We start from the raw sequence: 26,852 nt of genomic DNA, 5'->3' as shown, positions 1-26,852 counted from the left end.
ACCGTCTTGCCGATGCCGACGACTACGTTGAGGTGAAGAGATGCCGTTGACCCCCGAGGACGTGCGGAACAAGCAGTTCACGACCGTCCGCCTCCGAGAAGGCTATGACGAGGACGAGGTCGATGCCTTCCTCGACGAGGTCGAAGCCGAGCTGACGCGCCTGCTCCGCGAGAACGAGGACCTGCGCGCCAAGCTCGCCGCGGCCACGCGCGCTGCTGCCCAGAACCAGCAGAACATGCGCAAGCCTCCGGAGCCCCAGGACCAGCAGGGCGGGATGCCGCAGGGCGGGATGCCCCAGCAGGGCGGGATGCCGCAGCAGGGCGGGATGCCTCAGGGCATGCCGCAGCAGGGCATGCCCCAGGGGATGCCGCAGCAGGGCATGCGAGGTCCCGGCGCTCCGGTGCCCGCCGGCATATCGGGCCCGCCGCAGCAGCAGATGGGTGGCCCCATGGGCGGTCCCCCGCAGCTGCCGAGCGGCGCCCCGCAGCTGCCGGCCGGTCCCAGTGGCCAGGGCGGTCCGCAGGGTCCCGGCCCGATGGGCCAGGGTCCGATGGGCCAGGGTCCCGGTCCGATGGGTCAGGGCATGCAGGGTCCCGGCCCGATGGGGCAGGGCATGGGCCCGATGGGTGGCCAGCCCCCCATGCAGCAGCAGATGGGTGGCCCGATGGGCGGCCCCATGGGCGGTCCGATGGGCGGCCCCGGTCAGGGCCCCGGTGGCGACAGCGCCGCCCGTGTCCTCTCGCTGGCCCAGCAGACCGCCGACCAGGCGATCGCCGAGGCCCGCTCCGAGGCCAACAAGATCGTCGGTGAGGCCCGCAGCCGCGCCGAGGGTCTGGAGCGGGACGCCCGTGCCAAGGCCGACGCGCTGGAGCGGGACGCGCAGGAGAAGCACCGCGTCGCCATGGGCTCCCTGGAGTCCGCGCGCGCCACGCTGGAGCGCAAGGTCGAGGACCTGCGCGGCTTCGAGCGCGAGTACCGCACGCGTCTGAAGTCGTACCTGGAGTCGCAGCTGCGTCAGCTGGAGACCCAGGCCGACGACTCCCTGGCGCCCCCGCGTACCCCGGCCGCGGCCTCCCTCCCGCCGTCCCCGGCGCCCTCCATGGCCCCGGCCGGCGCGAGCGCCCCGTCCTACGGCGGCAACCCGTCGATGGGTGGCCCGTCCCCCGCTGCCCCGTCCTACGGCGGCCAGCAGCAGATGACGCCGGCGATGACCCAGCCGATGGCACCGGTACGCCCGCAGGGCCCCTCCCCGATGGGCCAGGCGCCGTCCCCGATGCGCGGCTTCCTCATCGACGAGGACGACAACTGACGGCGGGCGCGTAGCGCGCGTAGCCGTCGGCAGAGCACCAAAGGGCGGGGCCCCGGATTCCGATCCGGGGCCCCGCCCTTTTTACGCGTGTTGCATCCCCCGCCCCCCAGGGGCACGTGGGGGCCAGGTCCCCTGCCTGGAGGGGTGCGGGGAACCGCGCACGGTCGGGGTTCGGGCCCGCACGTGTGAGGGGGTGTGGCCTGGAGGGGCGCGGGGAACCGCGCACGGTCGGGGTTCGGGCCTGCACCTGTGAGGGGGTGTGGCCTGGAGGGGCGCGGGGAACCGCGCACGGTCACGGTTCCGGCCCGCACGCGTGAGGGGGTGTGGCCTGGAGGGGTGCGGGGAACCGCGCACGGTCGGGGTTCCGGCCCGCACATGCGAGGGGGCCCGGTCCCCACCGTGGAGACCGGGCCCCTTCTCGAACAGGCCGGCGGCTACGCCTTGCGGAGGCGGAACGTCAGCGAGAGCCCCTCGTCGGTGAAGGGAGCGCCGTAACCGTCATCCCCCTCGCCCTGGGAGAAGTCGGTCGCCAGCACCTCGTCGGCGATCAGCACAGCATGCTCCGCCAGCGCCGCGATCACCGCCGGGTCGGTCGACACCCACCGCAGCGCGATCCGGTCGGCCACGTCCAGCCCGCTGTTCTTGCGCGCCTCCTGGATCAGCCGGATCGCGTCCCGGGCGAGGCCCGCCTGACGCAGCTCCTCCGTGATCTCCAGGTCGAGCGCCACGGTCGCACCGGAGTCCGACGCCACCGACCAGCCCTCACGCGGCGTCTCCGTGATGATCACCTCGTCCGGCGCCAGCGTCACCGTCTCGCCCTCGACCTCGACCGACGCCGTGCCCTCGCGCAGCGCCAGCGACAGCGCGGCCGCGTCCGCCGCGGCGACCGCCTTGGCGACCTCCTGGACCCGCTTGCCGAACCGCTTGCCGAGCGCCCGGAAGTTCGCCTTCGCGGTCGTGTCGACCAACGAGCCGCCCACCTCGGAGAGGGACGCCAGCGACGACACGTTCAGCTCGTCGGTGATCTGCCCGTGCAGCTCCCGGTCGAGCGCGTCGAAGCCGACCGCCGCCACCAGGGCCCGGGACAGCGGCTGCCGCGTCTTGACACCCGACTCCGCGCGCGTGGCCCGGCCGAGCTCCACGAGCCGCCGTACCAGGACCATCTGCTTCGACAGCTCCGGGTCGATCGCCGACAGGTCGGCCTCCGGCCACGACGCCAGGTGCACCGACTCCGGCGCTCCCGGGGTCACCGGCGCCACCAGGTCCTGCCACACCCGCTCGGTGATGAACGGGGTCAGCGGGGCCATCAGCTTGGTGACGGTCTCCACGACCTCGTGCAGCGTGCGCAGCGCGGCCTTGTCGCCCTGCCAGAACCGGCGCCGCGAACGGCGGACGTACCAGTTGGACAGGTCGTCGACGAACGCGGAGAGCAGCTTGCCGGCGCGCTGGGTGTCGTACGCCTCCAGCGCCTGCGTCACCTGGTCGGTGAGCGCGTGCAGCTCGGAGAGCAGCCAGCGGTCCAGGACCGGGCGGTCGGCCGGGGCCGGGTCCGCCGCGGACGGCGCCCAGTTCGACGTACGGGCGTACAGCGCCTGGAAGGCGACCGTGTTCCAGTAGGTCAGCAGCGTCTTGCGGACGACCTCCTGGATCGTGCCGTGCCCGACCCGGCGGGCCGCCCACGGGGAGCCGCCGGCCGCCATGAACCAGCGCACCGCGTCCGCGCCGTGCTGGTCCATCAACGGGATCGGCTGCAGGATGTTGCCCAGGTGCTTGGACATCTTGCGGCCGTCCTCGGCGAGGATGTGCCCCAGGCAGACCACGTTCTCGTACGACGACTTGTCGAAGACCAGGGTGCCGACGGCCATGAGGGTGTAGAACCAGCCTCGGGTCTGGTCGATCGCCTCGGAGATGAACTGGGCCGGGTAGCGGGCCTCGAACAGGTCCTTGTTCTTGTACGGGTATCCCCACTGCGCGAACGGCATCGAGCCCGAGTCGTACCAGGCGTCGATGACCTCCGGCACGCGCGTGGCCGTCTGCGCGCACTGCGGGCACGCGAAGGTGACCTCGTCGATGAACGGGCGGTGCGGGTCCAGCTCCGACTGGTCGGTGCCGGTCAGCTCGGTCAGCTCCGCGCGGGAGCCGACCACGGTGAGGTGGTCGTCCTCGCAGCGCCAGATCGGCAGCGGAGTGCCCCAGTAGCGGTTCCGGGACAGCGCCCAGTCGATGTTGTTGTTCAGCCAGTCCCCGTAGCGGCCGTGCTTGACCGTCTCGGGGAACCAGTTCGTCCCCTCGTTCTCCGCGAGCAGGCGGTCCTTGATCGCCGTCGTGCGGATGTACCAGGACGGCTGCGCGTAGTAGAGCAGCGCGGTGTGGCAACGCCAGCAGTGCGGGTAGCTGTGTTCGTACGGCAGGTGCTTGAAGAGGAGGCCGCGCTGCTTGAGGTCCTCGGTGAGCCGTTCGTCGGCCTTCTTGAAGAAGACGCCACCGACCAGGGGCACCTCCTCCTCGAAGGTGCCGTCCGGGCGGACCGGGTTGACCACCGGCAGGCCGTAGGCGCGGCAGACCTTGAGGTCGTCCTCGCCGAAGGCGGGGGACTGGTGGACCAGGCCCGTACCGTCCTCGGTCGTGACGTACTCCGCGTTCACGACGTAATGCGCCGGTTCCGGGAACTCCACCAGCTCGAACGGACGTTGATAGGTCCAGCGCTCCATCTCGGCGCCGGTGAAGGACTGGCCCGTGGTCTCCCAGCCCTCGCCGAGCGCCTTGGCGACGAGCGGCTCGGCGACGACGACCTTCTCCGCGCCGTCGGTCGCGACGACGTAGGTGACCTCCGGGTGCGCGGCGACCGCCGTGTTGGACACCAGGGTCCACGGGGTGGTCGTCCACACCAGGAGCGCGGCCTGGCCGGCGAGCGGACCGGAGGTGAGCGGGAAACGGACGTACACGGAGGGGTCGACGACCGTCTCGTAGCCCTGCGCCAGCTCGTGGTCGGACAGGCCGGTGCCGCAGCGCGGACACCAGGGGGCGACGCGGTGGTCCTGGACCAGCAGGCCCTTGTCGAAGATCGTCTTCAGCGACCACCAGACCGACTCGATGTACTCGGGGTCCATCGTGCGGTAGGCGTCGTCCAGGTCGGTCCAGTACCCCATGCGGGTCGTCAGCGCCTCGAAGGCATCGGTGTGGCGGGTCACCGACTCCCGGCACCTGGCGTTGAACTCGGCGATGCCGTACTTCTCGATGTCCGGCTTGCCGCTGAAGCCGAGCTCCTTCTCGACCGCCAGCTCGACGGGCAGGCCGTGACAGTCCCAGCCGGCCTTGCGGGCCACGTGGTAGCCGCGCATGGTGCGGAAGCGGGGGAAGACGTCCTTGAAGACGCGCGCCTCGATGTGGTGGGCGCCGGGCATGCCGTTGGCGGTGGGCGGGCCCTCGTAGAACACCCACTCGGGGCGGCCCTCGGACTGCTCCAGGGTCTTGGCGAAGATCTTCTGCTCGCGCCAGAAGTCGAGCACGGCGTGCTCGAGGGCGGGCAGGTCGACCTGTGCGGGCACCTGGCGGTACGTCGGCGCTGTCATCTGCGAGCTTCCTCCAACGGACTTGCTGCCTTCCGTCGGAGGGACGAGAGCCTTGTCCTGCCTACGCCGTGTGCGGCGCGCTCCCGCGGTACCACCCTCCTTGGCCCTCCGGACGCCGTGCGCGCCGGTGAGCCCCCTCATTGGGGTCGCGATGCCGGCTCTACCGACCCTTGCAGGGCTTTCTTCCGGCGGCTCCGGGGTGATCTTCACGTCGCGCTCACCCCCGGGCTCCCACCGTCCCCGGGTCGCTCTGGGCTGCGTACGCCGCTACTCGTCCCCATCCACGCTTCTCGCTCCGCCCAGTGTACGGCGCCGCACGGACAGCGGCCGACCCGTTTTCCGGAGGCCGCCGGGCCCGGGTGGCCCGCCCGCCGAGATGACCCGAATGGCGCGGTACGCGTGTTCGCATCCTGGGATGTCCGGCTCGGCGGATTACCGCGCGGGGAGCTGGGCACAACGCATGCATACCTGCTGCGAGGGGGGTGCGGGGCAGGTGGATCGGGCGGCGTGCCCCGTTGCCGCGGGACTCGAGTCGATTTATCGTCCCAGCACGATTCGCGTGCAAAATCACAATATGTGAAGGGGCTGCGGCCATGGTGGCGAAGAAGACCGCCGTACAGCAGCCGGTGTCCGGCCGGTCCAGGGGCGCGGCCGCCTCCGGCGGCGACACCGAAGGGGGCCGCGGAAAGCAGGGCACGGACGCGACAGCGGCGGCCCCTTCCGGGAAGGCGCGGGGTGAAGAGGCGTCCGCCGGGAACACGCGGGGTGAAGAGGCCTCCGTCGGGAAAGAGGCCGCGAAGAAGACGCCCGTGAGGAAGACGGCGGCGAAGAAGGCCGTCGCGAAGAAGGCCGACGGGGCGAAGTCGGCGAAGGCGGAGAAGAGCGCGTCCAGGGCCGCGGCGACGGGGACCGCGGCGGCGAAGAGCACGGCCAAGAAGAGCACGGCCAAGAAAGCGGGCGCGGCGCGGGCCGCGAAGCAGACGGGAGCCACGACGGTGGTTGCGAAGAAGACTCCTGGCACTTCCACGGCGGCGGACACCGCCCTCCCCAAGGCGCGGATCGCCACGGCGGTTCCGGGTGAACTCGCGGTGCGTCCCGGCGAGGACCCGTGGACACCGGAGGAGGTCGAGGAGGCGCGCACCGAGCTGACGGCCGAGGCGAAGCGGCTGCGCGCGGAGCTCGACGCGTCCGAGAGCGCCCTGGCCGGGCTGATGCGCGACTCCGGGGACGGCGCGGGTGACGACCAGGCCGACACCGGCACCAAGAACATCACCCGCGAGCACGAACTGGCGCTGGCCGCCAACGCGCGCGAGATGCTCGAGCAGACCGAGCGCGCCCTGCAGAAGCTCGACGCGGGCACCTACGGCCTCTGCGAGAACTGCGGGAACCCCATCGGCAAGGCCCGGATGCAGGCCTTCCCGAGGGCCACCCTGTGCGTGGAGTGCAAGCAGAAGCAGGAACGCCGCTACTGAGCATCGGGGTCTCCTGGGGCGTGCCGTAGTCTCGTCCCGAGGCAGGCACCTAGGTTGAGGGACTCACGTGGCAGAGGCGGAACGCATCATCGGTACGCCGGGCACCCCGGACGACGGCGGCGAGCGGACGGCGGCGCCCGGCGCGTCCGACGCGTCCGGTGCGGATCAGCAGTCCACCGCGGACCCGCGGCCCGGCCGCGGGCGCCGGATCGCCGTGCTGTTCGCGGTGGCCGCCTTCGCGTACGCCCTCGACCTGGTCAGCAAGATGATCGTGGTCGCGAAGCTGGAGCACCACGCCCCGATCGAGGTCATCGGCGACTGGCTGGAGTTCCACGCGATCCGCAACCCGGGCGCGGCCTTCGGATTCGGCGGCGCCTTCACGATCATCTTCACGCTGATCGCGGCGGCCGTGATCGTCGTGATCTTCCGGCTGGCGCGCAAGCTGTACAGCTTCCCCTGGGCGGTCGCGCTCGGCCTGCTGCTCGGCGGCGCGCTCGGCAACCTCACCGACCGGATCTTCCGCTCGCCCGGGATCTTCGAGGGCCAGGTCGTCGACTTCATCGCGCCCAGGGACTTCGCGGTGTTCAACCTGGCCGACTCCGCGATCGTCTGCGGCGGCATCCTGATCGTGCTGCTCTCCTTCCGAGGCCTGGACCCGGACGGGACCGTCCACAAGGACTGACGGGGGCGGCAGGGGCCCACCGGGGTCCGCGGGGGCTTGCGTACGGGGGTGTCGGCGGTGTCCGGCATACTCGACGGGTGAGCACGATTCCCGAGATCCGAACCCTGCCCGTGCCGGACGGCCTGGAGGGCGAGCGCGTCGACGCCGCCATCTCCCGCATGTTCGGCTTCTCCCGCACCAAGGCGGCCGAGCTGGCCGCGGCGGGCAAGGTGCAGGTCGACGGCTCGGTGGTCGGCAAGTCCGAGCGGGTGCACGGCGGGGCCTGGCTGGAGGTCGAGATGCCGGGGGCGCCCGCCCCCGTGCAGATCGTCGCGGAGCCCGTCGAGGGCATGGAGATCGTGCACGACGACGAGGACGTGGTCGTGATCGTCAAGCCGGTCGGTGTGGCCGCGCACCCCTCGCCGGGCTGGACCGGCCCGACCGTGATCGGCGGTCTCGCCGCCGCCGGCTACCGCATCTCCACCTCCGGCGCCGCCGAGCGCCAGGGCATCGTGCACCGCCTCGACGTCGGCACCTCGGGCCTGATGGTGGTCGCCAAGTCGGAGCGGGCGTACACGTCGCTGAAGCGCCAGTTCAAGGAGCGCACGGTCGACAAGCGCTACCACACCCTCGTGCAGGGCCACCCCGACCCGACCAGCGGCACCATCGACGCCCCGATCGGCCGCCACCCGCAGCATGACTACAAGTGGGCGGTCACGGCCGAGGGCAAGCCCTCCGTGACCCACTACGACCTCATCGAGGCGTTCCGCGCGGCCTCCCTGCTCGACGTGAAGCTGGAGACCGGCCGCACCCACCAGATCCGCGTCCACATGGCCGCCCACCGCCACCCCTGCGTCGGCGACCTGACGTACGGTGCCGACCCGACGCTCGCCAAGCGGCTGCGCCTGACCCGCCAGTGGCTGCACGCCGTCCGCCTCGGCTTCGAGCACCCGGGGGACGGCGAGTGGGTCGAGTTCGCCAGCGACTACCCGGCCGACCTGCAGCAGGCGCTCGACCAGGTCCGTGAGGAGACCTACGGATGAGCACACGCGCGTACACGGTGCGGGTCGCCGAGGATCCCGCCGACCTGGAGGCGTGCTTCGCGGTGCGCAAGCAGGTCTTCGTGGCCGAGCAGGGCGTCCCCGAGGACCTGGAGTACGACGCGTACGACCCCGTCGCCGTGCACGTCCTGGCGGTCCGCGAGGACGGCGTACCGCTCGGCACCGGCCGGCTGCTGTACGGCGCGGTGGCCGCGGCCAAGACCGGCGGTGACCCGGCCCTCGGCTCCCTGGGCCGGCTCGCGGTCTCCGCGGAGGCCCGCGGCCTGGGCATCGGCGTCGCCCTGGTGCGCGCCATCGAGGAGGCCGCACGCGCGCGTGGCCTGGCCGCGGTGGACCTGCACGCGCAGGCCCACGCGCTGGGCTTCTACGAGCGGCTGGGCTACGAGCCGTACGGCGTGGAGTACGAGGAGGCCGGCATCCCGCACCGGGGGATGCGCAGGGTTCTGTAGCCGGCATGGCACGCTGGTGTCCCGCTGTGTGATCGTCTACACCCGGAGCGCTGGCCGTGGATCAGTTGGCCCTGTTGTTCGTGCTGCTGCTCGGGGCCCTCGTCAGTGTTCCGGTGGGGGACCGGTTCGGACTGCCGGCGCCCGTTCTGATGACGTTGTTCGGGATCGTCCTCGCGGTCGCCGACTTCGTGCCGAACGTGAACATCCCGCCCGAGCTGATCCTGCCCGGCCTGCTGCCGCCGCTGCTCTACGCCGCCGTCCGACGGACCTCCTGGCGGCAGTTCACGGCCAACAAACGGCCGATCTTCCTGCTCGCCGTGGCCCTGGTCTTCGTCACCACGCTGTGCGTGGCCGTCGTCGCCAACGCGATCGTGCCCGGGCTGCCGATCGCCGCCGCGATCGCCCTGGGCGCGCTGGTCGCCCCGCCCGACCCGGTCGCCGCGACCGCCGTCGCCGGGCAGCTCGGGCTGCCGCGCCGGCTGGTGTCGATCCTGGAGGGCGAGGGGCTCTTCAACGACGTCACGGCCATCGTGCTCTACCACGTGGCCATCGCGGCCGTGGTCAGCCACACCTTCTCCCCGTGGCGGGCCGGGCTGGACTTCCTGCTGTCCGCCGTGGTCGCGGTCGTGGTGGGGCTGGTGCTCGGCTGGGGCGCGAACAAGCTGATGGACGTGCTCGGCGACGCCACCCTGCAGATCGGCCTGACCCTGATCGTTCCCTACGCCTCCTACGTGATCGCCGAGGAACTGCACGGCTCCGGGGTCCTCGCGGTCCTCACCACCGCGCTGTTCATCGCCGAGTACGCCACCGACGCCGACGACGTCATGACCCGGCTCGCCGGATACACCTTCTGGGACATCGTCGACACGCTCGTCACCGGTGTCGCGTTCGGGCTGATCGGCCTGGAACTGCACAACGCGATCCGCACGGCGTCCGGCCGCTGGGGCGAGCTGCTCGGCTGGGCGGCCGCGATCGTCGGCGTGGTGGTCGTGGTACGGCTGGTCTGGCTGCTGCCGGCCACCTGGCTGACCAAGCGGCTGCACGCCCGGCGGGACTACGACGAGGAGATCCCGACCAGCTGGCGGGAGACCATCGTGATGTGGTGGTCCGGGATGCGCGGGGTGGCGTCGGTGGCGCTGGCCCTGGCCATCCCCCTGAAGACGGACGACGGCTCCGCCTTCCCGGACCGTGACGAGATCGTCTTCATCGCCTTCGGGGTGATCATGGCGACGCTGGTCCTCCAGGGGCTGACCCTGCCGTGGCTGGTGAAACGGCTGGGGGTACGGGCCGACACCGACCGCGAGAAGGAGATCGAGAAGGAGCTGGCGGTACGGGCGGCGAAGGCGGCACGGCGGCGCCTGAAGGAGATCGAGCAGGTCGAGGAGTTGCCGGAGGACGTGACGGAGCAGATGCTGCGGCGCGCCTTCGAGATCGGGTTCCGGATCAGTCCCGACGTGGTGGAGGACGAGCGGCGCGAGGGCCACGACAAGCGGATGCGGCGGGCGAAGCGGTTGCGGCGGATCCAGCAGGAGATGCTGAGCGCGGCACGGCACGAGGTGCTGGCGGCGCGCAGCGAGCCGGGGGCGGATCCGGAGATCGTGGACCGGGTGCTGCGGCACCTGGACGTCCGCAGCCTGCGCTGACGCTCCGCCGGGGGTGCCGTGATGTGCCGTCGTTCGTCTGCGGCTCGGTCGTGGCTGGTCGCGCGGTTCCTCCCCCAGCCTTCGGCCGGGGGTACCCCCAGCGCCCCGTCGGGGACACCGGACGGTGGCGGTCATACAAGTACATGGCGCCTGTGGACAGTCACAGGCGCGGTCGGCCCGGCGCTCGTAGTCTCGGATCATGGCTCGGAACATTGTGATCAGTGGTGGAGGAACCGGGATCGGACTCGCCGCGGCGCGGGTGTTCGCCGGGGACGGGGATCGGGTGCTGCTGCTCGGGCGGCGCAGGGAGGTGCTGGAGAGGGCGGGGGTGCCCGGGGCGGAGGTGTACGCCGCCGATCTGGCCGAACCCGGGCAGGTGCGCGCGGTCGCGCGGTTCGTCGCGGAGGAGTTCGGGGCCGTGGACGTGCTCGTCCACAGCGCCGGCGGGAACGCGGCGCGCGCGCCCGACGCGGAGAGCGGCGACCCCCTCGACGCCGCCGCCCGCGTCTGGACCGGCAACTTCCGGCAGAACACGCTGACCGCCGTGCTGCTCACGGAGGCGCTGAAGGAGCGGCTCGCCGACCCCGGCGGCCGGGTGCTGTTCATCAGCTCCATAGCGGCCTACCGGGGCTCGGGGAGCGGGTCCTACGCCGCCTCCAAGGCGGCCCTGCACCCGTACGCCCACGACCTGGCCCGGGAGCTCGGCCCCCGCGGGGTCACCGTGAACGTGGTCGCGCCCGGGTACATCGAGGACACCGACTTCTTCGGCGGCCCGGTGGCGCAGGCCCGGCGGGAGCGGCTCGTCGCCGAGACGTCCACCGGGCGGGCCGGCACACCCGGTGACGTCGCCGCGACCCTGCACTGGCTGGCCTCCCCCGCCGCCGGGCACGTCACCTCGCAGGTCATCCAGGTCAACGGCGGCGCCGAACGCGGCCACTGACCGAGGACTCAGGACTCAGCCGCGGCCGGTGCGGGGCGGCTCGTGCAGGCGCCGGCCGGCTGCCGCGCCGTCCTGGGAGGGGATGATCCCGCCGGGTGGCAGGACCGCGTCGGCCGTGTTGACCCGGGGCAGGGCGTACGGGTGCTCCGCGCACAGCCAGGTGATCATCTGCTCCCGGACGGTCACCCGGACCGTCCAGATGTCGTCCGCGTCCTTGGCGGTCACCAGCGCCCGCACCTGCATGGTGTTCGGCGTGGAGTCGGTGACCACCAGGCCGTAGGACCGCCCGTCCCAGGCCGGGCACCCGCGCAGGATGTCCTGGAGCTTGTCCCGCATGGCCTCGACCGGCGCCGAGTGGTCGACGTGCCAGTAGACGATCCCGGTCATCTGCGGGGTGCCCCGCGACCAGTTCTCGAAGGGTTTGGAGGTGAAGTACGACACCGGCATGGTGATCCGGCGCTCGTCCCAGGTCCGTACCGTCAGAAAGGTCAGGGTGATCTCCTCGACCGTGCCCCACTCGCCGTCGACCACGACCGTGTCGCCGAGGCGCACCATGTCGCCGAAGGCGATCTGCAGGCCGGCGAACATGTTCGCCAGGGTGGACTGGGCGGCCACACCGGCGACGATGCCGAGGATCCCGGCGGAGGCCAGCAGCGAGGCACCGGCCGCGCGCATCGCCGGGAAGGTCAGCAGCATCGCCGCCACGGCCACCACGCCGACGACCGCCGTCACCACCCGCATGATCAGCGACACCTGGGTGCGCACCCGGCGCACCCGGGCCGCGTCGGTGTGGCCGCGGGCGTAGCGGGTGTACGACGTGTCGACGATCGCCGCCGCGATCCGCACCACCAGCCAGGCGGCCGACCCGATCAGGACCAGGGTCAGGATCTGGCCGACGGCGACCCGGTGCTCCAGGATCAGCTCGGCCTGGTTGTAGGAGCCTCTGAGCAGGGCCGTGCACAGCACCAGCTGATAGGGGATGCGGCCGCGCCGCAGCAGGCCCCACAGGGGTGTCTCGCTGTGCCGTGCGTCGGCCTTGCGCAGCAGCAGGTCGGTCGCCCAGCCGATCAGCAGGGTGAGGACGACGGCGCCGCCGACCACGATCAGCGGGCGGAGTACGTTCTCCATCTCCATGGCTCCGAACGTAACCGCTCCGGCGGGATCCTGAACATGCTGATCGACGCGAAGGGGGTGACAGGCGTCACCCTGCGGGCTGGCACCATGGGTTCATGAACATCATGCTCTTTCACTCGACCTATGGGCTCAGGCCCGCGGTGCGCGAGGCCGCGGACCGGCTGCGTGCCGCGGGGCACGAGGTGTGGACGCCGGACCTCTTCGAGGGCCGCACGTTCGACACGGTCGAGGAGGGCATGGAGTTCAACGAGTCGATCGGCAAGGACGAGCTGCTGAAGCGGGCCGTGCTGGCGGCGGCGCCGTACTCGGGGCGCGGGCTGGTGTACGCGGGGTTCTCGCTGGGGGCCTCGATCGCGCAGACGCTGGCGCTGGGCGACGAGCGGGCCCGGGGGCTGCTGCTCCTGCACGGCACGTCGGACATCGCGCCCAGCGCCTCGGTGGACGAGCTGCCGGTGCAGCTGCACGTGGCCGAGCCGGACGCCTTCGAGACGGACGACTGGCTGAGCGCCTGGTACCTGCAGATGGGCCGGGTCGGCGCCGACGTGGAGATCTACCGGTACCCGGGGGCCGGCCACCTCTACACCGACCCCGGTCTGCCGGACTACGACGAGGAGGCCGCCGAGGCCACCTGGCGGGTGGCGCTCGGCTTCCTCGACACGCTGTGACCGGCCTCGGCCGCCTGTTCGCATGAAGCCGCGACCGGGGCCGGTTCGTCAGGCATGTCTACCGTCGTTGCGGTGTGCCGGTGGCCTCACTCAGCCGGGGAAGCACTCCTTGGGCGGGTTCACCAGCGACGCGAAGTGCCCGGACCACACCCAGGCCGTCGGCTGGGAGTCGTATATCCGGAACCACCGTTCCCCCGAGGGGGTCTTGGTGGTCGAGCACTGGATGCGCTCGACCGTCTTGAACGCGTCCACGCGGTACCGGGTCGACGAGGAAGTGGGCTGGGCGTAGATGGGAGCCCCGTGGGTGTCCAGCACGGTCAGGTTGACGAATGCCGGTGCCGCCGATGCCTCCTGTGCCTGAGCGACGGTCGCGAGACCGGCGAGGGCCATGGTGGCCAGGAGTACGGCGGACTTCTTCATGGCGCGCTGGGGGGTGGCCATGTGTCTCCAATCGTGATCGGTTTCTGACGGGCCACCGGCATGATGGCCCGTCAACTCGATCAAGCTACCAAGGAGTTACCGAACAATCGATCTATTTATTGACGGGTGGCCGCCCGCCGGAACTACACCGGGTCGTAGGTCCGCTCCACCTTCTGCGTGCCCGTGCGGGTGCGGTACGACCGCTCCCAGGACGAGGTGGCGTCGGCCTTCGTCTTGTCGGAGAGGACGTAGTAGTCCATCTGCGCCCGCGCGGCCGTGATGTCCAGGATGCCGTAGCCGTGCCGGTCGGTGTCGACCCAGTGCACGTGGCGGTTGGCCAGCTGGATGACCGGGGCGGCGACGGCGGAGACGACGCCGGGGGAGACCTTGAGGATGTCGTCGAGGTTGTCGGAGGTCACCGAGGTGACGACGAACTCGGTGGCGGCCGAGGCGGAGAGCGGGTAGGTCCCGGCGTCCACGGGGACGTCGTTGGCCCAGGCCATGTGGATGTCGCCGGTGAGGAACACCGTGTTGGTGATCGCGTTGGAGCGCAGGTGGGCCAGCAGCTCCCGGCGGTCGTCGGTGTAGCCGTCCCACTGGTCGGTGTTGAGGGCGATGCCGTCCTGGGGCAGGCCGAGCAGCTTGGCGAGCGGTTTGAACAGGTCGGCGGAGAGCGACCCGATGGCGAACGGCGAGATCATCACCGAGTTGCCGACCAGCCGCCAGGTGGTGTCGGAGGCCTTCAGGCCGGCCTTGAGCCAGTCGAGCTGGGCGCGGCCCGTGATGGTCCGGTCCGGGTCGTCGACCGAGCCGCTGCCCGTGGACACCTGCTGGGAGCGGAAGGAGCGCAGGTCGAGGAGGGAGAGGTCGGCGAGCTTGCCGAAGCGCAGCCGGCGGTAGGTGGTGCCGGCGATGGCCGGGCGGACCGGCATCCACTCGAAGTAGGCCTGCTTGGCGGCGGCCTGACGGGCCGTCCAGGTGCCTTCGGCGCCCTCGGTGTGGTTCTCGGCACCGCCGGACCAGGAGTCGTTGGCGAACTCGTGGTCGTCCCAGATGGCGATGACCGGCGCCTTGGCGTGCAGGGCCTGGAGGTCGGTGTCGGTCTTGTATGTGCCGTGCCGTGTGCGGTAGTCGGCGAGCGTGATGATCTCGTGGGTGGGCGCGTGCTGCCGGACCACGGTGTCGCGGGTGCCATACTCGCCGGTGCCGTACTCGTAGATGTAGTCGCCGAGGTGCAGCCAGGCGTCGAGGTCGCTGCGCGCGGCCAGGTGCCGGTAGGAGGCGAAATAGCCGGCCTCCCAGTTGGCGCAGGAGACCACGCCGAAGCGCAGACCGGAGACGGTGGCGTCGGCGGCGGGCGCGGTGCGGGTGCGCGCCGCCGGGGAGTCCGTGCCGCCGGCCGAGAAGCGGAACCAGTAGTCGGTGGCCGGGGCGAGGCCGCGTATGTCGGCCTTGACGGTGTGGTCGGAGGCGGCGGTCGCGGTGGTGGAGCCCCTGGAGACGACGTTCGTCAGCGCCTTGTCGGTGGCGACCACCCAGCTGACCTCGGTGTCCGGGCCGACCCCCGAGCCCGGCGTCGCGTCGGCGGTCGGCGTCACCCGCGTCCACAGCAGGATGCCGTCGGGCAGCGGGTCGCCGGAGGCGACGCCGTGCAGGAAGGCGGGCGCGTCCGAGGCGGCGCGGGCCGGCAGCGCGGCGGCCAGCGGTGCCGCCAGGACAGCGGTCGCCGCCGCGGCCTTGACGACCGTACGGCGGCGGGGCGTAAGCGAGTTGGAGCCGTCGTCGGCTCGGAATCGACTGGTCACGAAGGACCAGGTTACTGACCGGTATGAACAGGAGCGGGCGAACCGGTGAAGTTCGCCCGCTCTTCTTCTCGTGGCCGGCGGCCGGGGCTCGCGGCCGGTCCTCGGGTCAGGCCTTGAGCGCCTCGCCCACCACCTTGTCGAAGTCGGCCACCGTCAGGAGCGGGGAGCCGCCGTTGAGCTGCTTGCCGTCCATGACGAAGCCCGGCGTGCCCGTCACGCCGTCCTTGTTGTCGTCGAACTGCTTCGACATGGCCATCGCCCAGGCGTCGTAGGTGCCCTTCTTGACGGCGTCCTGGAACTTCGTGTTGTCCTTCAGCGCCGGCACGGTCTGGGCGACCTTGATGAGGTAGCTGTCGTCCTTGAACTTGTCGGTCGTCTCGTCCGGGTGCCACTTCGTCGAGTACAGCGCGGTCTTGTAGTCGAGGAAGGCCTGGTCGCTGACGTTCAGCGCGGCGCCCAGCGCGCTCAGTGCGTTCTTGGAGCCCTCGCCGTTGTCCTTGTTGTCGATGAACGTGGCACCGACGTACTGGAACTTGAACTCGCCGTCGGCGATGTCCTTCTTGAAGGTGGCACCGACGGTCTGCTCGAACTGGGCGCACACCGGGCAGCGCGGGTCCTCGTAGACCTTGAGGGTCTTCTTGGCCGTGGACTTGCCGATGACGACGGTGGTGCCGTCGGTGCCCGTGGTGTTGGCCGGGGCGACGACCTTCTCGTCCTTCACGGCCTCCCAGTGGCCGGGCTTGTTGGCCTGGACGACGGCGTAGCCTATGCCGCCCGCCGCGGCCAGCACGGCCACGACCGAGCAGGCCACGATGAGCTGCCGCCTGACCTTGGCGCGCTTGGCCTGCTTCTCGCGCTCGGCGCGCAGCCGTTCCCGGGCCGCGTTCTTGGCAGCTGCGCTGTTCCGCTTGCTCATGTTGGTGATCTCCATAGGGGACGCGCACATGTCGTACGCGGGATACGTATGGGGGACTCGTCGTACTCGGAGTGCTCGAGGTACTCGGACGAGGGGCGTGCTCGGGCGGGCGGGGCGCTCAGGCGCAGGACAGGGCGAGCGCCCCGGAGCACGGCGGTCCGCGGCGTCCCAGGGAGTGCGCGAGCAGCAGGTCGCGGACGGCGGCCGGGCGCGGTGCCGGGCGCGGCAGCCGTCGTACCGGGGCCGGCCGGGCGGTGCCCGCGGCGGCCGCGAGGAGCAGCGGGCGGAAGGTGGTGGCGGCCACGGCGCGCAGCAGCTGGGTCAGGGCGCGCTCGCCGCGGCGCAGCCAGGCGGCGGCGAGCAGGCCGACGCCGACGTGCGCGGCGAGCAGCAGCCAGGCGGCGGCCGGGTCGGCGTGCGCGAGCGCCACGGCGGTGCGGGACCCGCCGGTCATCCGGGCCAGCGGGGTACCGACCGTGCCACCGTGGCACAGCACGTCGAAGCCGACCGCGCGCAGCGGACCGGCGATGGGGCCGCCCGCCCGGCCGTAGCAGGCGTGCTGGCCGGTGGTGAAGACCGTGTCGGCGGCCAGTTCCAGCGGGATCAGCAGGGCCGCTATCCGGCCGAAGCCGCGCTCGCGGCCCGCCAGCGCGTACGCCGTGCCGAACACGCCGGCGGCGACCGCGGCCACCGTCGTGAACGGCAGCGGGGCCCGGGACAGCAGCACGTGCGACGCGGTGCTGAGCGTCACGACGAAGGCCGTGAACAGCGCCGCGCGCACGGCTCTGAGCTGGGTCCCGGATATGTCCATAGCGGTGGAGAGTCTGTCACGTACTCATGTAAGGGACCCCTAAAAGGGACCTGAGAATCGGCGAAGGTTACAGCCCTGGAATGCGGCCGTTGCGGAACAGGTCGACGAAGATCTGGTGGTCGGCACGCGCGCGGGCGCCGTAGCTGTGCGCGAACTCGGTGAGCAGACCCGCGAAACCGTCCTCGTCGGCCGCGATCGCCGCGTCGATGGCCCGCTCGGTGGAGAACGGCACCAGGGACTCGCCGGAGGTGTCGTCGGCCGCCGAGTGCATGGAGGCCGTGGCCCGGCCGAGGTCCGCGACGACCGCCGCGATCTCCTCCGGGTCGTCGATGTCGCTCCAGTCCAGGTCCACCGCGTACGGCGACACCTCGGCGACGAGCTGACCCGCGCCGTCCAGCTCGGTCCAGCCCAGCCACGGGTCGGCGTGCGCCTGCAGGGCGCGCTGCGAGATCACGGTGCGGTGGCCCTCGTGCCGGAAGTAGTCCCGGATCGCCGGGTCCGTGACGTGCCGGGAGACGGCCGGGGTCTGGGCCTGCTTGATGTAGATCACGACGTCGTTCTCCAGGGCGTCCGTGGCACCCTCCAGGAGGATGTTGTACGACGGCAGGCCGGCCGAGCCGATGCCGATCCCGCGGCGGCCCACGACGTCCTTGACGCGGTAGGAGTCCGGACGGGACAGCGAGGCCTCCGGGAGCGTCTCCAGGTAGCCGTCGAAGGCGGCGAGGACCTTGTAGCGGGTGGCCGCGTCCAGCTCTATGGAGCCGCCGCCGGAGGCGAAGCGGCGCTCCCAGTCACGGATCTCCGTCATCGAGTCCAGCAGCTCGAAACGGGTCAGCGAGCGGGCCGCGCGCAGCGCGCCGAGCAGCGGGCCCTCGGCGGTGTCCAGGGTGAACGGCGGCACCTCGTCGCTCTTCGCCCCCGTCGCCAGCGCGTGGATGCGCTCGCGGTACGCGTCCGCGTACACCTCGACCAGCTCGGTGATCTGCTCGTCGCTGAGCGCCTTCGCGTAGCCGACGAGCGCGATGGAGGCGGCGAAGCGCTTCAGGTCCCAGGTGAACGGGCCGACGTAGGCCTCGTCGAAGTCGTTGACGTTGAAGACCAGGCGGCCGTTGGAGTCCATGTACGTGCCGAAGTTCTCCGCGTGCAGGTCGCCGTGGATCCACACGCGCGAGGTGCGCTCGTCCAGGTACGGCCCGGTGAACACGCGCCCGCCGCCCGGGCCGGCGTGCTCCGCGTCCAGGTCGTGGTAGAAGAGCGCGGCCGTGCCCCGGTAGAAGGCGAAGGCGGAGGCCGCCATCTTCCGGAACTTCACGCGGAACGCGGCCGGGTCGGCGGCCAGGAGCTCGCCGAAGGCGGTGTCGAAGACGGCGAGGATCTCCTCGCCGCGCTGCTCGTCGTTGAGCTGGGGGACCGACATCGCTGGGTGCCTCCTGGTGCGTGTGATGCCTGACATGTGGCGCGGATCTCTCGCCCGGACCAACGTGCGAGGGGCCCCGGGAGTGCCCGCTCTCCCGGCATGAAGGTACGCGGGGCAGCCCGCCCGGTGTCAGTGCCGAGGCATAGGATTCCGCTGTCCCACCAGACTGTCCGCAGCCGGTGGGGAGATCGTCGACGCCCGCCCACCCGTCACCCGACCACCGCCCCTCAACGAGGCGCTTCGCGCCGCACTTGTTTCAATTCGGAGGCCGAAACCGTGTCAAAGCCGCCCTTCACGCACCTGCACGTCCACACCCAGTACTCGCTCCTGGACGGTGCCGCGCGGCTCAAGGACATGTTCAACGCCTGCAACGAGATGGGCATGACGCACATCGCCATGTCCGACCACGGCAACCTGCACGGGGCGTACGACTTCTTCCACACCGCGAAGAAGGCCGGGGTCACCCCGATCATCGGGATCGAGGCCTATGTGGCCCCCGAGTCCCGGCGCAACAAGCGCAAGATCCAGTGGGGCCAGCCGCACCAGAAGCGGGACGACGTCTCCGGCTCCGGCGGTTACACCCACAAGACGATGTGGGCCGTGAACAGCACGGGCCTGCACAACCTCTTCCGGCTCTCCTCGGACGCGTACGCCGAGGGCTGGCTGCAGAAGTGGCCCCGCATGGACAAGGAGACCATCGCCCAGTGGTCCGAGGGGATCGTGGCCTCCACCGGCTGCCCCTCCGGCGAGCTCCAGACCCGGCTGCGCCTCGGCCAGTACGACGAGGCACTGAAGGCGGCCGCCGACTACCAGGACATCTTCGGCAAGGACCGCTACTTCCTGGAGCTGATGGACCACGGCATCGACATCGAGCACCGGGTCCGCGACGGCCTGCTGGAGATCGGCAGGAAGCTCGGCATCCCGCCGCTGGTGACGAACGACTCGCACTACACGTACGCGCACGAGGCGACCGCCCACGACGCCCTGCTGTGCATCCAGACCGGCAAGAACCTCTCCGACCCGGACCGCTTCAAGTTCGACGGCACCGGCTACTACCTGAAGTCCACGGAGGAGATGTACGCCATCGACTCCTCGGACGCCTGGCAGGAGGGCTGCGCCAACACCCTCCTGGTCGCCGAGATGGTCGACACCACCGGCATGTTCGAGGCCAGGAACCTCATGCCGAAGTTCGACATCCCCGACGGCTACACCGAGGTCACCTGGTTCAAGGAGGAGGTCCGCCGGGGCATGGACCGCCGCTTCCCCGGCGGCGTCCCGGACGACCGGCAGAAGCAGGTCGAGTACGAGATGGACGTCATCATCCAGATGGGGTTCCCGGGCTACTTCCTCGTCGTCGCCGACTTCATCATGTGGGCCAAGAACAACGGCATCGCGGTCGGCCCCGGCCGAGGCTCCGCGGCCGGCTCGATCGTCGCCTACGCCATGGGCATCACCGACCTCGACCCGATCCCGCACGGCCTGATCTTCGAGCGGTTCCTCAACCCCGAGCGCGTCTCCATGCCCGACGTCGACATCGACTTCGACGAGCGCCGGCGCGTCGAGGTGATCAGGTACGTGACCGAGAAGTACGGCGCCGACAAGGTCGCCATGATCGGCACCTACGGCAAGATCAAGGCCAAGAACGCGATCAAGGACTCCGCGCGCGTGCTCGGCTACCCGTATGCGATGGGCGACCGCATCACCAAGGCCATGCCCGCCGACGTCCTCGGCAAGGGCATCGACCTGGACGGCATCACCAACTCCGCGCACCCCCGCTACAACGAGGCGGGCGAGGTCCGGGGGATGTACGAGAACGAACCGGACGTGAAGAAGGTCATCGACACCGCCAAGGGCGTCGAGGGCCTGGTCCGGCAGATGGGTGTGCACGCCGCCGGCGTGATCATGTCCAGCGAGACCATCACCGAGCACGTCCCGGTGTGGGTGCGGCACACCGACGGCGTGACCATCACGCAGTGGGACTACCCGAGCTGCGAGTCGCTCGGCCTGCTGAAGATGGACTTCCTGGGCCTGCGCAACCTCACGATCATGGACGACGCCGTCAAGATGGTGAAGTCCAACAAGGGCGTCGACATCGACCTCCTGGCGCTCCCGCTGGACGACCCGACGACCTTCGAACTGCTCCAGCGCGGCGACACCCTCGGCGTCTTCCAGTTCGACGGCGGCCCCATGCGCTCCCTGCTGCGCCTGATGAAGCCCGACAACTTCGAGGACATCTCCGCCGTGTCGGCGCTGTACCGTCCGGGCCCGATGGGCATGGACTCGCACACGAACTACGCGCTGCGCAAGAACAAGCTCCAGGAGATCACCCCGATCCACAAGGAGCTGGAGGAGCCCCTCGAAGAGGTCCTCGCGGTCACCTACGGCCTGATCGTCTACCAGGAGCAGGTGCAGAAGGCCGCCCAGATCATCGCCGGCTACTCCCTCGGCGAGGCCGACATCCTCCGGCGCGTGATGGGCAAGAAGAAGCCCGACGAACTGGCCAAGAACTTCACCATCTTCCAGGCCGGCGCCAAGAAGAACGGCTACAGCGACGAGGCGATCCAGGCCCTGTGGGACGTGCTGGTCCCGTTCGCCGGCTACGCGTTCAACAAGGCGCACTCGGCCGCGTACGGCCTGGTCTCCTACTGGACCGCCTACCTCAAGGCCAACTACCCCGCCGAGTACATGGCCGCCCTGCTGACCTCCGTCAAGGACGACAAGGACAAGTCGGCGATCTACCTCAACGAATGCCGGCGCATGGGCATCAAGGTGCTCCCGCCGAACGTCAACGAGTCGGTGCACAACTTCGCCGCCCAGGGCGACGACGTGATCCTGTTCGGCCTGGAGGCCGTCCGCAACGTCGGCACCAACGTGGTCGAGTCGATCATCAAGAGCCGCAAGGCGAAGGGCAAGTACGCCTCCTTCCCCGACTACCTCGACAAGGTCGAGGCGGTCGCCTGCAACAAGCGCACCACGGAGTCGCTGATCAAGGCGGGCGCCTTCGACACCCTGGGGCACACCCGCAAGGGCCTCACCGCGCAGTACGAGCCGATGATCGACAACGTGGTCGCGGTCAAGCGCAAGGAGGCCGAGGGCCAGTTCGACCTCTTCGGCGGGATGGGCGAGGAGGAGAGCAACGAGCCCGGCTTCGGACTCGACGTGCAGTTCACCGAGGACGAGTGGGACAAGACCTACCTGCTCGCCCAGGAGCGGGAGATGCTCGGCCTGTACGTCTCCGACCACCCGCTCTTCGGCCTGGAGCACGTGCTGTCCGACAAGGCCGACGCGGGCATCGCCCAGCTCACCGGCGGCGAGCACGCGGACGGCGCGGTGGTCACCATCGGCGGCATCATCTCGGGTCTCCAGCGCAAGATGACCAAGCAGGGCAACGCCTGGGCGATCGCCACCGTGGAGGACCTCGCGGGCTCCATCGAGTGCATGTTCTTCCCGGCCACCTACCAGCTGATCTCGACCCAACTCGTCGAGGACGCCGTCGTGTTCGTCAAGGGCCGGCTCGACAAGCGCGAGGACGTGCCGCGCCTGGTGGCGATGGAGCTGGCGGTCCCAGACCTGTCCAACGCGGGCACCAACGCACCCGTGATCCTCACCATCCCCGCCACCAGGGTCACCCCGCCGATGGTCAGCCGGCTCGGCGAGATCCTCAGCCACCACAAGGGCGACAGCGAGGTCCGGATCAAGCTCCAGGGCCCGACCAAGACGACCGTGCTCCGCCTGGACCGGCACCGGGTGAAGCCGGACCCGGCGCTCTTCGGCGACCTCAAGGTGCTGCTCGGCCCGTCCTGCCTGGCCGGATAGGCCCCGGCTGCCGGCCCGCCCGCCGGTACACACGCGGAAGGGGCGCACCCGCGACGGGTGCGCCCCTCCTGCGTGCCTGGGCTTCAACAACCGCAGGGACCTGGTCGGTCCGCTCAGTTGTGGCCGAAGCTCTTCTGCTTCTTGCGGGCGACGTCCGCCGGGCTGCCCTGGATGTGCGACACCGGCGAGTCCTGCGACTCGCCCGACGTACGCTGCCCGTGCTGCTCGTGGGTCTGCTCGCTCTGCGGGGTGCGGTTCTGGGAGCCACCCTTGCGATTCTTGTTCTTGGCCATGGTGATCTGCCTCCTGTGGGGGATCTAGGGGCCGAATTCAGATTCACATAGGCTGACAACGGACGCATTTCGGATAATTACCGTCTGTAACAGGGCTTGTCGGAGAGCAAGGGCCCGAAACGCCACGCCGAAGATCGAGTTCGGGCCGTTAACCCCCGCGTGGTCGGGCAGACTCGAAGGAAGCCCCGAAAGCAAACCTCCCGGAAAGAGGGTGAGTCGCGTGGACCGCTGCATCGTCCTGGTGGACGCCGGGTATCTGCTGGGTGCCGCCGCCAGTCTCCTCGCCGGTGAGCCCTCCCGATCCCGCATCACCGTCGACCACGCCGCGCTGATCCAGGCGCTGCGCGACCGCGCGGAGTCCGACACCGAGCGTCCCCTGCTGCGCATCTACTGGTTCGACGGCGCCCCCGACCGCGTCCCCCAGCCGGAACACCGACGGCTGCGCGTGATGCCCCGGGTGACCGTCCGGCTCGGCGCGCTGACCCGCAGCGACGGGCGCTGGGCGCAGAAGGGCGTGGACGCGGCCATGCACGCCGAGCTGACCGAGCTGGCCAGGAACAGGGCGTGCTCCGACGTCGTCCTCGTGACCGGCGACGGGGACCTGCTGCCGGGCATGATGGCCGCCAAGGAGCACGGGGTCGCCGTGCACCTGTGGGCGGTGCAGGCCGCCGACGGCGACTACAACCAGTCCGAGGACCTGGTCGCCGAGGCCGACGAGCGGCGGGTGCTGGACCGGGCGTGGATCACCCAGGCGGTCCGGGCCAAGGAGCTGACCGCGGTCTGCGCGCCGCCGCCGGTGCCGCGGCCGGAGATCGCCGCCATCCTCTCGGCGCCGCTGCCCGAGTCGTCGCTGGCGGCGGCCCCCGACCCGGGGACCGAGGACACGGAGCGGGCGCCCGCGGTGAGCGCGGTGGAGAACGGGGCGGTGGAACGGGTGCCGGCGCCGAAGGGGGTGCCGACGCCCAAGGACCTCGCCGCGCTGCGGGCGCCGGGCGCGCAGCCGGTCCAGCACCCGGCGACCACGGCCACCCTGCGGTGGTCCTCCGACAAGGGGTGGGTGGACCGGCCCGGGGTGGCGGCGGAGCCGGCGGAGGCGGCCTCCATGCCGACGCTGGCGCAGCTGACCACCGCGGAGCAGCGGTGGGCCGACCGGGAGGAGGACATCACGACCGTCGGCGGGGATCCGTACGAGGTCGGGCAGGTGTTCGCCAAGCGGTGGATGTCACGGCTCGGGGACCAGAGCCATCTGCACAAGCTGTCCGGGATGTATCCGCGGATTCCGCACCGGATCGACGGGGAGCTGCTGCGGTACGCGGCGCGGTTCGGGCTGCTGGCCCACAAGGACGACCAGATCGACGAGCACGACCGGTACGCCATTCGGGCGGGGTTCTGGAGAGAGTTCGATGTGCCGGCAGGGGCCGGGGAGCATGCGTCGGCGGAGTGACCGAGGGGGCGCGGAGGGATGATTCCGGCTGCGGGCCGGTGGGGGTTGTTCGCGCAGTTCCCCGCGCCCCGTCGGGGCGCCGGCTGCCCCAACGGTGAGTAAAGGGGCCCGACCCCGTAGTCTCGTTCCTTGTGAGTACGGGCGTGGGTCGGGCACTTCGGCGGCAGGGTGATGTCGTGTGTGCCGTGCGTGGGCTGACCAAGACCTACGCCGCGGTCAAAGGGCGGCGGGGCGCCCCCGCCGTGCCCGAGGTGCGGGCCACCGACGGGGTGGAGCTGGACGTCCGGCGCGGGGAGATCTTCGGGCTGCTCGGACCGAACGGGGCCGGCAAGTCGACGCTCGTACGGCAGCTCACCGGGCTGCTGCGGCCCGACGCGGGCAGTGTCGAGATCCTCGGGCACGACATCGTGCGGCACCCGGAGCGGGCCGCGCGCATCCTCGCCTACCTCGGGCAGGAGTCCAGCGCCCTCGACGAGCTGACCGTGTCCCTCGCGGCCGAGACCACCGGGCGGCTGCGCGGTCTGGACGTGCGCGAGGCGCGACGCGAGCGCGACGCCGTCCTCGACGAGCTGGGCCTGACGCCGATCGCCGGACGGGCGCTCAAGAAGCTCTCCGGCGGACAGCGGCGGCTCGCCTGCTTCGCCGCCGCGCTGGTCGGCGAGCGGCCGCTGCTCGTGCTCGACGAACCGACGACCGGGATGGACCCCGTGGCCCGGCGGGCCGTGTGGGCCGCGGTGGACCGGCGGCGGGCCGAACAGGGCGCCACCGTGGTGCTCGTCACCCACAACGTCATCGAGGCCGAGACGGTCCTCGACCGGGTCGCCGTCCTCGACCAGGGGCGGGTCATCGCCTGCGACACCCCCGCCGGGCTCAAGGAGCGGGTCGCCGGCGAGGTGCGGGTCGAGCTCGTGTGGCGCGACCGCGCGCCGCTGGAGGTCCCCGAGGTGGCCGTCCTGCGAGAGCGCGCGGCCGAGTCCGGCCGGCGCTGGACGCTGCGGCTCGCACCCGAGGAGGCGCGTGCCGTCGTCGCCACGGTGACCGGCGGGGCCGCCTTCGCCGCCCTGGACGACTTCACCCTCGCCACGCCCAGCCTGGAGGACGTCTACCTGGCGCTGGGCGGAGCCGCACGGCAGGGGCTGGTGAAGGCGTGACGGCGGGCGTGAGGATGAACAGGACGGCGGCCGGGCGCGTACGGAAAGACGCGGCGGCGGTACGGGCCGCAGGTGCCGCACGGAAAGGGAGCAGCGCGACGTGAGTGTCGTACCCGCTGAGGTTCTGCCGGGCGGTGCCCTGGCCGTGGGGGAGACCGCGCCGGGCGGCGCGGCGGCCGAGCTGGGCCCGCGGGCGCGGCTGTGGCCGTCGCTGGTGGCCGTCTACCGCGCGCAGCTGTCCCGGGCCAGGGTGGCGCGGATCCCGCTGCTGTTCGTCGCGACCTTCCAGTCCGTCGGCATCATGGTCATGATGCGCGGGGTGGTGGACTCCCGCGGCGAGGCCCAGTCCGTGGTGGCGGGCTCGTCGGTGGTCGTCGTCGCCTACGTGGCGCTGAACCTGCTCGCGCAGTACTTCGGGCAGCTGCGGGCGAGCGGCGGACTGGACCACTACGCCACGCTGCCCGTGCCACCGGCCTCGGTGGTGCTCGGGGCGGCCGCGGCGTACGCCTCCTTCACCGTGCCGGGGACGCTGGTCACGGCCGTCTTCGGATGCGTGCTGTTCGGGCTGCCGCTCGCGAACCTGTGGATCCTCGTCGCGGTGATCCCGCTCGCCGGGGCCGCCCTGGCGGGGCTGGGCGCGGCCTGCGGGCTGCTCGCGCCGCGTCCCGAACTCGCCACGCTGCTCGGGCAGCTGGGCATGTCGGCGGCGCTGCTGCTCGGCGTGCTGCCGCCGGACCGGATGCCGGGGATCATCCAGTTCGCCCGCGACCTGCTGCCGTCGACGTACGGCGTCGAGGCCTACGCCCGGACCTTCGGGGCGCGGCCTGACTGGGCCGTCGTCCTCGCTGACCTGGGGGTGTGCGCCGGGGTGGGAGTCGTCTCGCTGGCCGTCGCCACGTGGGCGTACCGCAGGGCCGCCGTCCGGTGACGCGCCCCACAGGCCGACCTGGCACGATGGCATCGTGACCGCACCGTTGACGCCGCCTCCGCCGCCGCACGACCAGTCCCCGCACCAGGCCTGGCAGGCTCCGCCGCCCGACGGCGCGGCCGCGGGGGAGTACGGACAGGACGGTCCAGGGATGAAGACCGAGCTGCGGGAGGGCGCCGTGATCGCCGTCGCGGTGGCCGTGAGCGGGGTGCTGCTCGGGTTTCTGTGGCTGTGGCTGGCGCCGCACGTGCCGCTGGTGGGGGAGCAGTCCGGCAAGAACTGGGCGGTCTACCTCAAGGACAGCGAGGGGGAGCAGGCGGCCGGGGTGGACGGCACGTTCACGTTGCTGGCGCTGGCGTTCGGGGTCGTGAGCGCGGTGGTGGTGTTTCTGTGGCGGCGGCGTGGGGGCGTGCCGCTGGTGGTGGCGCTGGGGGCCGGGGGGCTGCTGGCGTCGTTGCTGGCCTGGCGGCTCGGGATGTGGCTGGGGCCGGAGTCCGACGTGATCGCTCACGCGAAGGCGGTGGGCAAGGGGGTGACGTTCTCCGCGCCGCTGAAGCTCGGGGCGAAGGGGGCGTTGCTGGCGTGGTCGTTGTCGGCGCTGGTGGTGCACCTCGGGCTGATGGCGCTGTTCGGTCCACGGGATCCGGAGCCCCCGTACGAGGACGGCCCGTACGCCGCGCCACCGGCGTAGCTTTCCCCGCCCCCGCCGCCCCTACCCGTCCCATCCTCCAGGGGGGCACCCCCCTTCGCCCCCCCACTCGGGGGCTGCCGCCCCCCGCCCCCCACTTCGGCCTGAACGGCCTCGTCCTCAATCGCCGGACGGGCTGGGTGTGGTGCCGACCGGCCGTTGTCCTCGACCGTCGGATGGGGCTGAGTGTGGGGTCGGTCGGGCGGCGTTCTTGGTCGTCGGATGGGCTGGGTTTGGTGCCGACCGGCCGTCGTCCT

General features: G+C 71.3%; 21 protein-coding genes. 13 read left to right on the top strand and 8 right to left on the bottom strand.

Going from position 1 to position 26,852, the window contains the following annotated elements; translation table 11 throughout:
- Positions 1 to 40 precede the first annotated feature (40 nt).
- Positions 41 to 1,309: a DivIVA domain-containing protein gene (locus AB0472_RS21545; RefSeq protein WP_366358074.1), complete on the top strand. Its 1,269-nt coding sequence runs from the start codon at positions 41 to 43 to the stop codon at positions 1,307 to 1,309.
- Between the two features lie 434 nt (positions 1,310 to 1,743).
- Here the strand turns inward: AB0472_RS21545 and ileS are convergent, their stop codons facing one another.
- On the bottom strand, positions 1,744 to 4,881 hold the full coding sequence (ileS, locus tag AB0472_RS21540) for an isoleucine--tRNA ligase (protein WP_366358073.1): 3,138 nt from the start codon (positions 4,879 to 4,881) through the stop codon (positions 1,744 to 1,746).
- Positions 4,882 to 5,474: 593 nt separating this feature from the next.
- Between ileS and AB0472_RS21535 the strand changes: the two genes are divergently transcribed.
- The 6 genes from AB0472_RS21535 to AB0472_RS21510 all read left to right on the top strand — a co-directional run bounded on the left by AB0472_RS21535 (position 5,475) and on the right by AB0472_RS21510 (position 11,107).
- The gene (locus AB0472_RS21535) at positions 5,475 to 6,353 is read left to right on the top strand and encodes a TraR/DksA family transcriptional regulator (RefSeq protein WP_366358072.1); all 879 of its coding nucleotides are present in this window, start codon (positions 5,475 to 5,477) and stop codon (positions 6,351 to 6,353) included.
- A gap of 67 nt (positions 6,354 to 6,420) precedes the next feature.
- Positions 6,421 to 7,035: a signal peptidase II gene (gene lspA, locus AB0472_RS21530; protein ID WP_366358071.1), complete on the top strand. Its 615-nt coding sequence runs from the start codon at positions 6,421 to 6,423 to the stop codon at positions 7,033 to 7,035.
- A 77-nt stretch (positions 7,036 to 7,112) separates the two neighbouring features.
- Positions 7,113 to 8,057, top strand: a complete 945-nt coding sequence (locus tag AB0472_RS21525; protein ID WP_366358070.1) for an RluA family pseudouridine synthase — start codon at positions 7,113 to 7,115, stop codon at positions 8,055 to 8,057.
- A complete protein-coding gene (locus tag AB0472_RS21520; RefSeq protein ID WP_366358069.1) occupies positions 8,054 to 8,524 on the top strand; it encodes a GNAT family N-acetyltransferase in 471 nt (156 codons plus the stop codon). Before AB0472_RS21525 ends, AB0472_RS21520 begins: the two co-directional genes overlap by 4 nt.
- Positions 8,525 to 8,580: 56 nt before the next feature.
- The gene (locus AB0472_RS21515; RefSeq protein WP_366358068.1) at positions 8,581 to 10,167 is read left to right on the top strand and encodes a Na+/H+ antiporter; all 1,587 of its coding nucleotides are present in this window, start codon (positions 8,581 to 8,583) and stop codon (positions 10,165 to 10,167) included.
- Positions 10,168 to 10,366: 199 nt separating this feature from the next.
- Positions 10,367 to 11,107, top strand: a complete 741-nt coding sequence (locus AB0472_RS21510; protein WP_366358067.1) for an SDR family oxidoreductase — start codon at positions 10,367 to 10,369, stop codon at positions 11,105 to 11,107.
- Positions 11,108 to 11,122: 15 nt separating this feature from the next.
- Here AB0472_RS21510 and AB0472_RS21505 read toward each other — a convergent pair whose 3' ends face one another.
- Complete coding sequence (locus AB0472_RS21505) at positions 11,123 to 12,235, bottom strand: mechanosensitive ion channel domain-containing protein (RefSeq protein WP_366358099.1); 1,113 nt, start codon at positions 12,233 to 12,235, stop codon at positions 11,123 to 11,125.
- Between the two features lie 101 nt (positions 12,236 to 12,336).
- On the opposite strand from AB0472_RS21505, the gene AB0472_RS21500 reads away from it, so the two are divergent.
- On the top strand, positions 12,337 to 12,906 hold the full coding sequence (locus AB0472_RS21500; RefSeq protein ID WP_366358066.1) for a dienelactone hydrolase family protein: 570 nt from the start codon (positions 12,337 to 12,339) through the stop codon (positions 12,904 to 12,906).
- A 90-nt stretch (positions 12,907 to 12,996) separates the two neighbouring features.
- Here the strand turns inward: AB0472_RS21500 and AB0472_RS21495 are convergent, their stop codons facing one another.
- The 5 genes from AB0472_RS21495 to AB0472_RS21475 form a co-directional block, all read right to left on the bottom strand.
- Entirely contained in the window at positions 12,997 to 13,347 is a 351-nt protein-coding gene (locus AB0472_RS21495) for a hypothetical protein (RefSeq protein WP_366358065.1), read from the bottom strand.
- 122 nt (positions 13,348 to 13,469) lie between these two features.
- On the bottom strand, positions 13,470 to 15,131 hold the full coding sequence (locus AB0472_RS21490) for an alkaline phosphatase D family protein (RefSeq protein ID WP_366358064.1): 1,662 nt from the start codon (positions 15,129 to 15,131) through the stop codon (positions 13,470 to 13,472).
- Positions 15,132 to 15,237: 106 nt separating this feature from the next.
- Positions 15,238 to 16,047, bottom strand: a complete 810-nt coding sequence (locus tag AB0472_RS21485; RefSeq protein WP_366358063.1) for a thioredoxin domain-containing protein — start codon at positions 16,045 to 16,047, stop codon at positions 15,238 to 15,240.
- 118 nt (positions 16,048 to 16,165) lie between these two features.
- Positions 16,166 to 16,858: a hypothetical protein gene (locus tag AB0472_RS21480; protein ID WP_366358062.1), complete on the bottom strand. Its 693-nt coding sequence runs from the start codon at positions 16,856 to 16,858 to the stop codon at positions 16,166 to 16,168.
- A gap of 67 nt (positions 16,859 to 16,925) precedes the next feature.
- A complete protein-coding gene (locus AB0472_RS21475) occupies positions 16,926 to 18,275 on the bottom strand; it encodes a DUF2252 domain-containing protein (RefSeq protein ID WP_366358061.1) in 1,350 nt (449 codons plus the stop codon).
- 276 nt (positions 18,276 to 18,551) lie between these two features.
- Between AB0472_RS21475 and dnaE the strand changes: the two genes are divergently transcribed.
- Entirely contained in the window at positions 18,552 to 22,091 is a 3,540-nt protein-coding gene (gene dnaE, locus AB0472_RS21470; RefSeq protein ID WP_366358060.1) for a DNA polymerase III subunit alpha, read from the top strand.
- Between the two features lie 113 nt (positions 22,092 to 22,204).
- On the opposite strand, the gene AB0472_RS21465 is transcribed toward dnaE, so the two are convergent.
- Complete coding sequence (locus tag AB0472_RS21465; RefSeq protein WP_366358059.1) at positions 22,205 to 22,384, bottom strand: hypothetical protein; 180 nt, start codon at positions 22,382 to 22,384, stop codon at positions 22,205 to 22,207.
- Between the two features lie 220 nt (positions 22,385 to 22,604).
- Here AB0472_RS21465 and AB0472_RS21460 point away from each other — a divergent pair, with 220 nt between their 5' ends.
- From AB0472_RS21460 to AB0472_RS21445, 4 genes are all read left to right on the top strand, one after another.
- Positions 22,605 to 23,828 carry an NYN domain-containing protein gene (locus AB0472_RS21460; RefSeq protein WP_366358058.1) on the top strand — a complete coding sequence of 408 codons (1,224 nt, stop codon included), beginning with the start codon at positions 22,605 to 22,607 and terminating at the stop codon, positions 23,826 to 23,828.
- Between the two features lie 176 nt (positions 23,829 to 24,004).
- Entirely contained in the window at positions 24,005 to 24,979 is a 975-nt protein-coding gene (locus AB0472_RS21455; protein ID WP_366358057.1) for an ABC transporter ATP-binding protein, read from the top strand.
- A 100-nt stretch (positions 24,980 to 25,079) separates the two neighbouring features.
- Entirely contained in the window at positions 25,080 to 25,907 is an 828-nt protein-coding gene (locus tag AB0472_RS21450) for an ABC transporter permease (protein WP_366358056.1), read from the top strand.
- A 34-nt stretch (positions 25,908 to 25,941) separates the two neighbouring features.
- Positions 25,942 to 26,598: an AAA family ATPase gene (locus AB0472_RS21445; protein WP_366358055.1), complete on the top strand. Its 657-nt coding sequence runs from the start codon at positions 25,942 to 25,944 to the stop codon at positions 26,596 to 26,598.
- The last annotated feature ends 254 nt before the right edge of the window (positions 26,599 to 26,852 follow it).

The sequence above is a fragment of the Streptomyces sp. NPDC086777 genome (assembly GCF_040702065.1).
Classification (GTDB): domain Bacteria; phylum Actinomycetota; class Actinomycetes; order Streptomycetales; family Streptomycetaceae; genus Streptomyces.
This window is presented reverse-complemented; position numbering and strand designations above follow the sequence as displayed.

Bases quoted from the DNA above. Each gene is read 5' to 3' on its own strand.
- AB0472_RS21545 (WP_366358074.1), top strand. From the start codon at position 41: ATGCCGTTGACCCCCGAGGACGTGCGGAACAAGCAGTTCACGACCGTC.
- ileS (WP_366358073.1), bottom strand. From the start codon at position 4,881: ATGACAGCGCCGACGTACCGCCAGGTGCCCGCACAGGTCGACCTGCCC.
- AB0472_RS21535 (WP_366358072.1), top strand. From the start codon at position 5,475: ATGGTGGCGAAGAAGACCGCCGTACAGCAGCCGGTGTCCGGCCGGTCC.
- AB0472_RS21520 (WP_366358069.1), top strand. From the start codon at position 8,054: ATGAGCACACGCGCGTACACGGTGCGGGTCGCCGAGGATCCCGCCGAC.
- AB0472_RS21510 (WP_366358067.1), top strand. From the start codon at position 10,367: ATGGCTCGGAACATTGTGATCAGTGGTGGAGGAACCGGGATCGGACTC.
- AB0472_RS21505 (WP_366358099.1), bottom strand. From the start codon at position 12,235: ATGGAGAACGTACTCCGCCCGCTGATCGTGGTCGGCGGCGCCGTCGTC.
- AB0472_RS21500 (WP_366358066.1), top strand. From the start codon at position 12,337: ATGAACATCATGCTCTTTCACTCGACCTATGGGCTCAGGCCCGCGGTG.
- AB0472_RS21495 (WP_366358065.1), bottom strand. From the start codon at position 13,347: ATGGCCACCCCCCAGCGCGCCATGAAGAAGTCCGCCGTACTCCTGGCC.
- AB0472_RS21485 (WP_366358063.1), bottom strand. From the start codon at position 16,047: ATGAGCAAGCGGAACAGCGCAGCTGCCAAGAACGCGGCCCGGGAACGG.
- AB0472_RS21480 (WP_366358062.1), bottom strand. From the start codon at position 16,858: ATGGACATATCCGGGACCCAGCTCAGAGCCGTGCGCGCGGCGCTGTTC.
- AB0472_RS21475 (WP_366358061.1), bottom strand. From the start codon at position 18,275: ATGTCGGTCCCCCAGCTCAACGACGAGCAGCGCGGCGAGGAGATCCTC.
- AB0472_RS21465 (WP_366358059.1), bottom strand. From the start codon at position 22,384: ATGGCCAAGAACAAGAATCGCAAGGGTGGCTCCCAGAACCGCACCCCG.